This window comes from Jeotgalibacillus sp. 10bf12 (assembly GCF_055597105.1).
Genome location: NZ_CP200276.1, coordinates 521,140 through 533,070 on the forward strand (window position 1 = coordinate 521,140; position 11,931 = coordinate 533,070).

At 44.0% G+C, this 11,931-nt stretch carries 11 protein-coding genes; 3 read left to right on the top strand and 8 right to left on the bottom strand.

Features of this window, described 5'->3' with window-relative positions:
• Positions 1 to 4: 4 nt before the first annotated feature.
• Positions 5 to 4,582: a glutamate synthase large subunit gene (gene gltB / locus DH10bf12_RS02395; protein WP_471737023.1), complete on the bottom strand. Its 4,578-nt coding sequence runs from the start codon at positions 4,580 to 4,582 to the stop codon at positions 5 to 7.
• Between the two features lie 442 nt (positions 4,583 to 5,024).
• Here gltB and DH10bf12_RS02400 point away from each other — a divergent pair, with 442 nt between their 5' ends.
• Positions 5,025 to 5,489, top strand: coding sequence for a glutathione peroxidase (locus tag DH10bf12_RS02400; RefSeq protein WP_471737024.1), 465 nt, complete (start codon positions 5,025 to 5,027; stop codon positions 5,487 to 5,489).
• A 128-nt stretch (positions 5,490 to 5,617) separates the two neighbouring features.
• Here DH10bf12_RS02400 and DH10bf12_RS02405 read toward each other — a convergent pair whose 3' ends face one another.
• The 4 genes from DH10bf12_RS02405 to DH10bf12_RS02420 form a co-directional block, all read right to left on the bottom strand.
• Complete coding sequence (locus tag DH10bf12_RS02405) at positions 5,618 to 6,466, bottom strand: glycerophosphodiester phosphodiesterase (protein WP_471737025.1); 849 nt, start codon at positions 6,464 to 6,466, stop codon at positions 5,618 to 5,620.
• 146 nt (positions 6,467 to 6,612) lie between these two features.
• Positions 6,613 to 7,605: a zinc-binding dehydrogenase gene (locus tag DH10bf12_RS02410; RefSeq protein ID WP_471737026.1), complete on the bottom strand. Its 993-nt coding sequence runs from the start codon at positions 7,603 to 7,605 to the stop codon at positions 6,613 to 6,615.
• Positions 7,606 to 7,619: 14 nt separating this feature from the next.
• On the bottom strand, positions 7,620 to 8,072 hold the full coding sequence (locus DH10bf12_RS02415; protein ID WP_471737027.1) for an ATP-binding protein: 453 nt from the start codon (positions 8,070 to 8,072) through the stop codon (positions 7,620 to 7,622).
• 16 nt (positions 8,073 to 8,088) lie between these two features.
• Positions 8,089 to 8,385, bottom strand: coding sequence for a hypothetical protein (locus tag DH10bf12_RS02420; protein WP_471737028.1), 297 nt, complete (start codon positions 8,383 to 8,385; stop codon positions 8,089 to 8,091).
• A 122-nt stretch (positions 8,386 to 8,507) separates the two neighbouring features.
• On the opposite strand from DH10bf12_RS02420, the gene DH10bf12_RS02425 reads away from it, so the two are divergent.
• Positions 8,508 to 9,302, top strand: coding sequence for a TIGR00266 family protein (locus DH10bf12_RS02425; protein ID WP_471737029.1), 795 nt, complete (start codon positions 8,508 to 8,510; stop codon positions 9,300 to 9,302).
• Positions 9,303 to 9,342: 40 nt separating this feature from the next.
• Here the strand turns inward: DH10bf12_RS02425 and DH10bf12_RS02430 are convergent, their stop codons facing one another.
• Positions 9,343 to 9,771, bottom strand: coding sequence for a hypothetical protein (locus DH10bf12_RS02430; RefSeq protein ID WP_471737030.1), 429 nt, complete (start codon positions 9,769 to 9,771; stop codon positions 9,343 to 9,345).
• A 110-nt stretch (positions 9,772 to 9,881) separates the two neighbouring features.
• On the opposite strand from DH10bf12_RS02430, the gene DH10bf12_RS02435 reads away from it, so the two are divergent.
• Positions 9,882 to 10,598, top strand: coding sequence for a 3-ketoacyl-ACP reductase (locus tag DH10bf12_RS02435; protein ID WP_471737031.1), 717 nt, complete (start codon positions 9,882 to 9,884; stop codon positions 10,596 to 10,598).
• Between the two features lie 216 nt (positions 10,599 to 10,814).
• Here the strand turns inward: DH10bf12_RS02435 and DH10bf12_RS02440 are convergent, their stop codons facing one another.
• Both DH10bf12_RS02440 and DH10bf12_RS02445 read right to left on the bottom strand, forming a co-directional pair.
• Positions 10,815 to 11,411 (bottom strand): class I SAM-dependent methyltransferase, encoded by a 597-nt coding sequence (locus DH10bf12_RS02440; RefSeq protein ID WP_471737032.1) that lies wholly within the window; start codon positions 11,409 to 11,411, stop codon positions 10,815 to 10,817.
• Between the two features lie 19 nt (positions 11,412 to 11,430).
• Positions 11,431 to 11,931: a hypothetical protein gene (locus DH10bf12_RS02445; RefSeq protein ID WP_471737033.1), complete on the bottom strand. Its 501-nt coding sequence runs from the start codon at positions 11,929 to 11,931 to the stop codon at positions 11,431 to 11,433.

Here is an 11,931-nt window from a genome sequence, read left to right on the forward strand (position 1 = left end):
AAGATTAGTGCGCAACGGCTTCACGCTTGCTTTCTTCAAATGCAGTCATCTCTGCTTCTTCCTTCGTTGAGCCACTTTCAATCAGTTCTGAAATACGTGTATTAATCTTCAGATACGCTTTTGGCACTACGCGGATAAACTGCTCTGAGTACTTCTCCCAATACGTTAGAATCCGTTTGCCGTGACCGCTTTCTGTATATTCAACATGCTTTTCAATCATGTTATAAACGTCCTGCTTCTCCTGTGAATCCACTAACGATTCAACAAGGACAAGCTCTTCATTACAACGCTCTCTGAATGAGCCGCTCTCATCGAAAATGTATGCGACCCCTCCGGACATACCAGCTGCAAAGTTACGACCGGTTTCACCAAGCACAACGACACGTCCACCTGTCATATATTCACACGCATGGTCTCCAACACCTTCAACAACAACTTCCGCTCCACTGTTACGGACACAGAAACGCTCTCCTGCCACCCCGTGGATGTAGGCTTCACCATCAGAAGCACCATAGAATGCTACGTTCCCGATGATGATATTCTTCTCAGGCGGGAATGTCACAATTGGATCCGGATGGACGATGATCTTACCGCCGGATAATCCTTTTCCTACAAAGTCATTGGCATCACCAATCAAACGAAGGGTCATACCCTTAGGAATAAAAGCACCAAAGCTCTGTCCTGCTGATCCTTTAAACGTAAAGTTAATTGTATCCTCAGGAAGTCCTTCTGCACCGTAGCGGCGTGAAATTTCACTGCCGAGCATTGATCCTGTTACTCGGTTAATATTCCGGATTGCAGTCGTGAAGAAGACTTTTTCCCCTTCTTCAATGGCTTTTTTCGCCTGCGGAATCAGCTCCTGGTAATCAAGCGTTTTTTCAAGCCCATGATCCTGATTATGCATATGATAACGGCCTACTTTTGCCGGAAGATCCGGTGAGTAAAGTAGTGGAGAAAGGTCGATGTCTCCAGCTTTCCAGTGCTCAATGTTCGGGTTGCGTTCAAGGAAATCTGTGCGTCCGATCATTTCGTTGACTGTTCTAAAGCCAAGCTCAGCCATGATTTCACGTGTTTCCATTGCAATAAATCGCATAAAGTTCTCAACATGGTCAGCATCCCCAGTGAACTTTTTACGCAGCTCCGGGTTCTGTGTTGCCACACCAACCGGACAAGTATCCAGATGACATACGCGCATCATGATACAACCAAGTACAACAAGTGGTGCTGTTGAGAAGCCATATTCTTCTGCTCCAAGCAGAGAAGCCATGACAACGTCACGTCCTGTCATCATTTTTCCATCTGTTTCAATCACAATTCTGTCACGCAGACCATTCAAGAGTAATGTCTGGTGCGTTTCAGCAAGACCGATTTCCCAAGGGAGTCCTGTATGCTTCAGACTCGTTCTTGGTGCAGCACCTGTCCCGCCGTCATAACCGCTGATCAGAACAAGGTCAGCACGCCCTTTTGCAACGCCGGCAGCGATTGTGCCGACTCCTACAGCTGATACAAGCTTCACGCTGATACGCGCACTCGGGTTCGCATTTTTCAGGTTATGAATCAGTTCTGCAAGGTCTTCAATTGAATAAATATCATGGTGCGGCGGAGGTGAGATCAGTTCAACACCTGTTGTTGAGCCACGCACTTCTGCAATCCATGGATATACCTTCTTACCCGGCAGGTGTCCACCTTCACCAGGTTTCGCGCCCTGCGCAACCTTAATTTGAATCTCATCTGCATTCACAAGATAATGACTCGTTACACCAAAACGGCCTGATGCAACCTGCTTGATCGCACTTCGGCGTGAGTCTCCATTTGGTGATGGCTTGAAGCGTTCAGGAGATTCCCCACCTTCACCGGAGTTACTGCGGCCGCCGATCCGGTTCATCGCAATCGCAAGTGCTTCGTGCGCTTCCTGCGAAATAGAGCCGTAAGACATCGCACCTGTTTTAAATCTGCGGCAGATCGCTTCTAGAGATTCAACTTCTTCAATCGGGATGGATTGTCCTTTTTTAAATCTCATTAAGCCTCTCAGCGATTGAAGATTTGCACCTTCTCCTGCCAGCAGCTGTGAGTATTTTTTAAATGCAGCATAATCATTCGTACGGCATGCATGCTGCAGTGTATGGATCGTACTAGGGTTATACGTGTGATGCTCTCCATCTGCACGGTACTGGTAATCATCACCTGAATCCAGGCTTGGCGTACCGGCGCGCTTATCTTTATATGCGCGGTCATGACGAAGAAGCACTTCTTTTTCGATCATATTCATTTTGATACCACCGATTCTTGACGGCGTTCTCGTAAAGTATTTATCTACTACTTCAGAGTGAATACCAAAGGCTTCAAAAATCTGTGCCCCTCTGTAACTCTGAATTGTTGAAATTCCGATTTTAGACAGCACTTTAATGACACCGTCTGTTGCTGCACTGATATAGCTTTCAACAGCTTCATCGTGCGTCTTACCTTCAATTTCGCCCGTTTTAATCAGATCGCGAACCGTTTCAAATGCAAGATACGGATTAATACCTTCAGCACCATAGCCGAGCAGCGTTGCGAAATGATGAACTTCTCTCGGTTCACCGGACTCAATTAAAATACTAACTTTTGTACGCGTACCCTGACGGATCAGGTGATGATGCAGACCCGCTACTGCCAGTAATGCAGGGATCGCAGCCTGACCTGCTGTTACACCGCGGTCAGAAAGGATAAATAATACTTTGCCATCTGCTACAGCCTGGTCAGCTTTCTCAAAAATAGCTTCCATCGCAGGCTCCAGACTGCCTTCCTTTGCATCAAACAGCGTTGAAAACGTTACTGCACCAAACCCATCAAGGTTTTGCTGGCGCAAAGATTCAAGCTCTTTATTATTTAAGATTGGTGTCTTAAGACGGATATGTTTACAGCTTTCAGGTCCCGGCGCAACAAGGTTCCCTTCAGGTCCAATTGTCGTTTCCACCATTGTAATCAGTTTTTCACGAATGGCATCAATAGCAGGGTTCGTCACCTGTGCAAACAGCTGTTTGAAATAGTTATATAAAAGCTGAGGCTTTTTTGACAGCACAGCAATTGGTGAATCATAGCCCATTGACCCGACAGGATCTTTACCCTCTGAGACAAGCGGCTTAATAATTTTATTTAATTCTTCACGTGTGTAGCCGAATGCAACCTGCTGCTCTGCAAGGTCTTCTCCTGTAATTTCAGGTGCAAGCTCTTTAGGCTCTTCCAACTCTTCAAGATCCTTCAGATTTGTCAGCCACTCTTTATAAGGCTGCTCAGAAGCAATTTGAAGCTTCACTTCCTCATCCGGAATAATTGTGCCTTTTTCAAGGTCAACCAGCAGCATCTTTCCTGGTGTCAGACGTTCTTTATACTCAATATCATCAGCAAAAATATCAAGGGCACCTACTTCAGAGCCAAGTACGATCATACCGCTCTTTGTCACGTAATAACGCGCAGGACGCAGTCCGTTACGGTCAAGGAATGCACAGATCTGGTTACCGTCTGTTGTTACAAGCGCAGCAGGTCCATCCCACGGTTCCATTAATGTACTGTGGTACTGGTAGAAATCGCGCTTTTCATCGCGGATTGTATGATCATTTGACCATGGTTCAGGCACCATCATCATCGCTGTATGTGCAAGCGAACGACCTGACAGGTGCAGGAATTCAAATGCGTTATCAAACATTGAAGAGTCACTTCCGTCGTCATCAATGACCGGCAGGATTTTTTGCAGTTCATCTTCGTTAAAGTGTTCAGACGCACACATTTTTTCACGTGCTCTCATCCAGTTCACATTTCCCCTGAGCGTATTAAATTCTCCATTATGAATCGTATAACGGTTCGGGTGGGAACGTTTCCAGCTTGGGAAGGTGTTCGTACTGAAACGTGAGTGGACTAGCGCTAGCGCGGATTTGAAGTCTGGGTGATTCAAGTCAATGTAGAAAGAATCCAGCTGTTCCGGGATCAGCATCCCTTTGTACACGATGGTTCTTGTTGAAAGACTGCTCACATACACATCTTCAAAGCCTTCAATGACAGGCAGTTCACGTTCAATTCTGCGGCGGATCACAAACAGCTTACGTTCAAAATCCATTTGATCCTTCAGATCGTCAGAAGCTTCAACAAAGACCTGGCGAATCGCAGGCTTTGATTTTGTTGCAACCTTACCAACGAATGAATCATTAATCGGTACCGGTCTCCAGCCAAGGAAGCCTTGTCCTTCTTCCTGAATGATCTGTTCAATTAACTCTTTACTTTTCATTCTCGTGTTATGTTCCTGAGGCAGGAAAACCATTCCTACGCCGTACTTACCTGAGTCAGGAAGAAATATATTCTCTTTTTCACATTGTTTTTGAAAGAAGCGGTGTGGGATCTGTGTCAGGATTCCGGCTCCGTCACCGGTACTTGTATCGGCTGACTGACCTCCACGGTGTTCGAGGTTACATAGAATGTTAATCGCATTCTGAACGATATTATGCGTCTTTTCCCCATTAATATTGGCGATCATACCAATACCGCATGCTTCGTGTTCGAGTTCCGGGCTATATAAACCCTGCGGATCCGGATAACCAGTCTTTTTCATCTAAACGTCCCCTCTCTTTTTTAAAAGTGTGAAAGTCGTTCTTCATTTGTGGTGAAGAGAGGCATTTGCCCATAGTACTTTCATTTTCGAACTAGTATATCATGAAAATAACATTCACATAAAATTCAGATAACGATTTTTATTGTATTTTTATGAATAAAAATGAATGAAAACGCTATCATATAGGGGTTTAGTATATACACAAAGCCCTTATACCCCTTGATATGTATACGTTTCTTTTAAATATGAAGAAAAATTCAAAAAAAAGATGATTTTTTATAAAAAAACACTCTCGCTATCTCAATCTCACATGATCATTACCTAATCATGTAAGAAAATTGGTACGATTTGATAATATTTCTGTACATGAGTGAACAAAAGTGCACGGCTTTTTTAATTTTGCTATGCTAAAGAAAGTGAAGACTTAAAAGGAGGCTTACATATGAACAAAGTTTATGATTATACGGTGCGCAAAACAAATGGGGATGTCATCTCCCTTGATGCCTATAAAGGACAACCGCTCCTCATTGTAAATACTGCAAGCAAATGCGGCTATACCCCTCAATTCAAGGGCCTGCAGGAGTTACATGAAAAATATGAGGAGAACGGTTTAGTTGTTCTTGGATTTCCATGTGACCAGTTTGCTAATCAGGAGTTTGAAAATATCGAAGAAACAACAGAATTCTGCCAGGTCAATTACGGTGTTACTTTTCCACTGATGGCCAAAGTACAAGTGAATGGCGAAGAAGCTGAAAACCTTTTTAAGTTTCTGAAAGAAGAAAACGGTGGGGACATTAAATGGAATTTCACAAAATTCCTGATCGATCGCAACGGCCAGGTAGCAGGACGCTACGAACCTGCTGTAGAGCCTGCTGAAATGAAGAAAGATATTGAGAAAGTTCTTTAATTGCTATATTTCAAATTTAATACAGGATGATAAGAATTAATTAACTCTCTAACGTTTTATTAAAACTTTAGTGAAGCGCAGCGGAACGAGTAAAGGGGCTCAGACGAGATTGTCTCAGCCCCTTTTTTCTATTCTGTCACCGTCTGAACTTCCTCTTCAACCGGCCATCTTGAAAAATCAGTGATAATCCCATCAACGCCGTAAGAAACAGCTTTTTGAATTAATCTCTTATCCTTCTTCGACCACACCAGCACTTTTCCGCCGCGGTCATGGATTTCATCGACTGTTCTTTTAGCAACAGCAGAAATATTAAAATTAATGTAGGTGGCAAATGAGGTCAAATCATCTAATTGCCATAATGATACGGGTACAAAAGAGGCTTTCATGAGGACTGCGATTTGGAGGTCCGGGTCGAGCTCATGGATACGCTTCATTGCGTCAATATCAAATGACTGAACGATGACACTTTCTGTTGCGGGATATTGTGATAATACTTCCACCACTTTTTCTTCAATGCCTGGATATAATCCAGGGTGCTTGACTTCAATCAAAAGCCCAACCTGCCCGTAAAATGATTCCATTAACTCGTTTAGCGTAATAATCGGCTCTCCATGATAGTCAGGGTGAAAATGAGAGCCTGCTTCGAGTGATTTTAATTCCTCAAGCGTCATATTTCTGATCAGACCGTTTCCATTTGTGGTTCTGTCGACTGATTCGTCATGCATGATAATCAGTTCGCCATCTTTGGATAAGTGCACGTCTGCTTCAATAAAGTCCGCTCCAAGCTCTATTCCTTTTTGAAAAGCTGCATGTGTATTTTCAGGCGCATAACTCGCTGCCCCTCTGTGAGCGACTGAGATCATCCCTTCAACACTCACTTCTTTAGCCGGCTGACTGATATACCCCACCAGTAAGATCAGACAGGCACTCAGTAATGTAAGGAAGGTCAGTCGCCTTCGTTTCCACATCCTGATCATTTTCAGTTCCCCCTCGTTCAATAAGTCTGAATTTTCTATTTATATAATAGTATATCACATTTCAATGAAGGTGGTGGGGGTATTTGTCCTGTATGGCTCATATAATAACCCCTGCAGCTTATTCACTGCAGGGGTATCTGTAAAACTTATGAAATGCTGAAACCAATCTTCCCAAGCTGTTCAGCCTTCTCTATCCGCTCAAAAGCGGCTTTATAATCTGATAAATCATATACCTGATCCATGACCGGATGAATCTGGTGCTGTTCAATAAAAGCGATCATGTCATCCAGCTCTTCAGCACTGCCCATTGTTGAACCGAGCAGATTCTGCTGTCCATAGAACAAGTCGCGCAGGTTAATCGTTACTTCATCACCTGCCGAAGCACCGAATGTCACGATTGTACCGCCTTTTCTAAGCTGTTTCAGTGATTTATTAAAGGTTGCTGCCCCGACGCACTCGATAACAAGGTCCATTTTTGTTCCTTCAAGCGCTTCTTCCCAGTTCCCTTCACTATCAATGGCATGATCAGCTCCAAGCTCAAGTGCCTTCTGACGCTTTTCTTCAGAGCGTGAAGTAACATAAACGGTAGCACCGGCTGCTTTAGCAAATTGAAGAAGAAATGTTGCGACACCGCTTCCGATACCAGGGATCAGCACTTTCATTCCTTCTTTCACCTGACCGCGCGTGAACAGTGCTCGATAAGCCGTCAGCCCCGCCAGTGCCACAACGCCTGCTTCTTCCCAGCTGAGGTGCTCAGGCTTTTTCACAGCATTATCCGCTGGTAAGACAATACTCTCAGCAAATGTTCCATGCCCAGGCAAACCTACAATATCAAACTCCGGTGGGGGTGCATCCGTATTGTGTTTCCAGTTGATGCCTGGATTCACAATGACTTCATCACCTTTACTGACATTCGTTACCCCTTCTCCTATTTCATCCACTACACCTGCACCATCAGATCCTACAACCAGTGCAGGATCCTCTTCTTTGTGGCGAGTTAAGACAAATAAGTCTCTATGATTAAGCCCGGCTGCTTTCAGTATAATGCGTACTTCCCCGGCTTTCACCTCAGACTGATCCAGTTCTCCGTATGTAAGACCATCCATTCCTTTTGGTCCTTTATGAAATACAGCTTTCATCAATAAAACCCCTCTCAAAATGAATTATTTGCTTCAATTGTCAAGCACTCTTTTCCTTTTCGTACGACAGATTTTCCATTTAAAAATGAATAAGGACCACCCTTACCGTCCACTGTCATAACTAATAACTGACCAGTTCCATAATTCAGTTCAATCAGATCAAATTCAGCAGATAAAGGCGGTGTCGTTTCCTCATAGATCCGGTTATGAAATGATTCAATGTCCAGATTATCGGGTACACCTAAAATGTTTTTACCATGCCCTTTTACACGATCAGCAATACCAAAGACGACACTGCCGCCTCCGCCATTAGACATACAGATTGCGTATTCAACCATCTTGCGCACGTTGTCCTCAGTTTTATTACTCCACTGTTTAAAGTCCAGATCCTGCCCTTCAAAATCATCTGCAACATGAGCGTCCAAGCGGCCGATCAGCTGCATAATCTGATGAATGGATTTCATCATTATCACCCTCAGCCATTTAAAATAACGGAATTATAAAGCTTGCAATCAACAGTATCACTGCAGCTGCAATTGATGGAGTAAAAAAGATCACTGCTTTTTCAAAACGTGGATTATAATGTCCATTGCTTTCAGTTACTGCATGCGCTTCACCCATATTAGAAAAAAGACCGCCTGAGGAACCGAAGAAGAAAGCGCCTGCTAAAAAAACCAGACCTGTAAACTGCCACTCCATAAAAGTAAAACTGACCAGCAGATAAGCGGCTGCAGTCATCAGGACAAGAAAGATCGCAAGCCAAATTAAATATCTTTTCATCCAATCCCCTTTCAACCTGCCTTAAATAGTATTCTTCCCTTTATAGTTTATCAAAAACATGTTCTGATTTTTCAGTAAAATAGGTTATGATGGAAGAAATAATGAAAAGGAGTGAAGGCAGTATGAATAATCATGAAATTGATTTCAAGCTTTATGGAGACGACATGCAGTTTGTAGAAGTGGAGCTTGATCCGCAGGAGACTGTAATTGCTGAAGCAGGCAGTCTGATGATGATGGATGATTCAATCAGAATGGAAACAATTTTCGGAGATGGTGCAGAATCCTCAGGCGGTTTAATGGGCAAGCTGCTTGGTGCGGGAAAACGCGTGTTAACTGGTGAAAGCTTATTCATGACTGCCTTCACAAACGAAGGTAGCGGAAAAAAGCACGTCAGCTTTGCATCCCCTTATCCGGGGAAAATTATCCCTCTTGACCTCAGTTCAATCGACGGGAAACTGATCTGTCAGAAGGATGCTTTTCTAGCTGCTGCTAAAGGAGTATCAATCGGCATTGAGTTCCAGCGCAAAATCGGTACCGGCTTTTTTGGCGGTGAAGGCTTTATTATGCAAAAGCTTGAAGGCGATGGAATGGCGTTTGTACATGCAGGCGGCACGATTCATAAAAAAGAGCTGGGGCCTGGTGAAGTGCTGAAGCTTGATACAGGCTGCCTGGTCGCCATGACAGGCGGAATTGACTACAACATTGAAATGGTCGGCGGGATCAAAACGGCGATGTTTGGCGGCGAAGGTTTGTTCCTTGCTACGCTGCGTGGTCCTGGCACTGTATGGGTTCAATCGTTACCATTCAGCCGCCTTGCAAGCCGCGTCTTCTCAGCTATGCCGCGTAATGGCGGCTCAAAAGGTGAAGGCAGCGCTGCAAGCGGACTGTTTGATATCCTCGGCGGTGACAGAAGATAAAGCAAAAGCCTCTCAGGGGACACCCCTTGAAAGGCTTTCATTATTCACCATATATTTCTTTATAAGCAAGTACCTTTAATGCTTTTAATTCTTCTTCAGTCAAAGATTGCTCAAGCTTACCGATCACTTCCTGCTCAGAAAGGTGTCCGGATTCCGCATCCGCCTGAATCTTTTGAAGCTCCCCAATCCCCACCTTCTGAATCATCACACGGGTTGCCTCTGCTCTAGTTGTAAATGCCAGGTCTTCGTCATGCTGCGCTGCCTTGGCCTCTTCAAGATAACTGCTTAAGACAGGATCCTGCTCAATATAAGTCTTTACCTGGTCCATCTCGCCAGTCTGCTCCAGGTCAGCAGTAACCGATTCAACGACCTGATCCGCTGCCATTTCAGTTCCGAAATAATAAACTGCATATAAGCCCCCGCCAATCACTACAGCAAAGACCATTAAACCAATCAACAGCTTTTTCATCATCTCACCTCAACAGCCATTATACAGAAAACCCCTTTTTTCTGCATGTTTTCGATAACAGGAATAAGTGAATAGTATAAAGAGAAATTGAATCAGAGAGGATGTACTGAATGCAAACACTAAAAGGTAAAAAAGCAATTATCACTGGCGGAAGCCGTGGGATCGGGGCTGCCACTGCGATTGAACTGGCAAAAGAAGGCGTCGATCTTGGTATTGTCGGAAGATCCGGGGAGCACCTTAATAACATTAAGAACCAGTTGAACCAATACGGGGTGCAGGTTGAAACTGCCGAAGCTGACGTCAGCTATGAAGAAGACATTCAGCACGCAATAAAAGAGCTGACTGATAAATTAGGACAGATTGATATTCTGATTAACAATGCCGGTGTCGGTGCTTACGGAGAATTTCTTGATCTGACAACGGAGGACTGGAATAAAGTGCTGCAGACAAACGTCATGGGTATTGTTCATACAACTAAAGCAGTCCTGCCGGGAATGATTGAGCGCAAAAAAGGAGATATTATCAACATTTCATCAATGTCAGGACTGAAGGGCACCAAAGGCTCAAGTGCCTACAGCGCATCAAAATTCGCTGTTAACGGCCTGACTGAATCACTCATGCAGGAGGTCCGCCCGCATAATATCCGGGTCTCCACGATTACACCCAGCCTGGTTGAAACTGACTTAACCCGTGGACAGGACGGAGAACGCAATCCTGATAAATTCACGCAGGCAGAAGACCTTGCAGAATACATCGTCAGCCTGCTGAAGCTTGAACAGCGCTCATTTATTAAGACCTCAGCAATCTGGGCGACAAATCCTTTTTAATTGTACTGACAGAAAAACATACAAGGATGGTTATCACAGAATAGACTTTTCCTATGACCCTTCTGCGAAGCGGAAGGTGGCGACTCCGGGACGAAAAGAGGGAAGCTGAGACCCCGTAAGGCGAAGCCTGAGGAGGCTCAGCAACCTCCGTCCGGAAAGCGTCCACCTGAAGGGCAGCGAAACGGTTACTACATATACTCTACCTCACAAAAACCTTTACTCTCCATACTCAAAAATCACAAACCGTTCATTATGATTATTCTCAACCAGACCCGGAACCGGAATCTGCTGTGTCAGATGAAAAGCAGAATGCTCTTCAATATGATGAATATATTCAACCGTTGGATAATACAGAATAATCGTTGCACGCCTCGGGTGCTTTTCAAGAGACAATGATATTCTGCTCAACACAGCCGAAAATATCTGGAGCGAAAAGGGATTAAAAAAGTAAAACACATCCTGATCAGCTTTTATTTCATATTTTTCAGCATAGGCTCGTTCAAACTGAATGCTGCCTTTTTTCAGCTTCCGTTTTGCAAGATAGGAAGATTGATTTTCAAGCGCCGCCTGATAAAGTCTCGGATTCATTTCAATCCCTGTGACATCAGTTCCAAACCGGTGGTGCAGATAAAATGAAACGCGTCCTTTTCCACATCCATAATCCACTACACTTCTCCCCTTGAGAGTATAAGCCTCACTTAACGCATCCAGCCCCACATAAGGCGTAGCTTCATAGCGGTTATGGTGAATGGAAGAACTGACCGTTTCAAGCAGGCTCGATGTCTGAATGGAAAGCTGTTGATCTTGTATCATGAGTCCCCCTCTTTCTATTTCAATCGATCATTTCTTCCGCTTTAAATTGCATTTTATTAAACACTTCTTCTTTAATTTCCAAAAGTGTTCGCGGGTTACTCGCAATATAAGAACTGACCACTAAATATTCTTTATCTGTTAAATGGGATTCTGATGATAGCCGGTCAAGTGCAGGCAGCCTGAAATCTTTAATTGGCAGATAGGCAAGGTCAAAAGGATGGCTGCCTTTCGTAATAATCACTTTGACGCCTTGTAATCTCGGGAAAAACATAGAATGATAATCCAGCTTAAGCGTAATGTCCGCAATGTCCGCATGCTTCAGCTGGGGCAAATGGCTTGGAAGTGCGGTAAAGAAAACCATCTGTTCATATGAATACACAAATTCATTAAGTGACAGCCCAAGCCTTTTTGCCACACGCTCTGCTTTTAATTTTAATGAGCGCAGATAAAGCGGTCTGGTTGTCATTAAAAAGACAGTGGTGAATGCAATAATGTTCAATAGTAATAGAGCATAATCCAT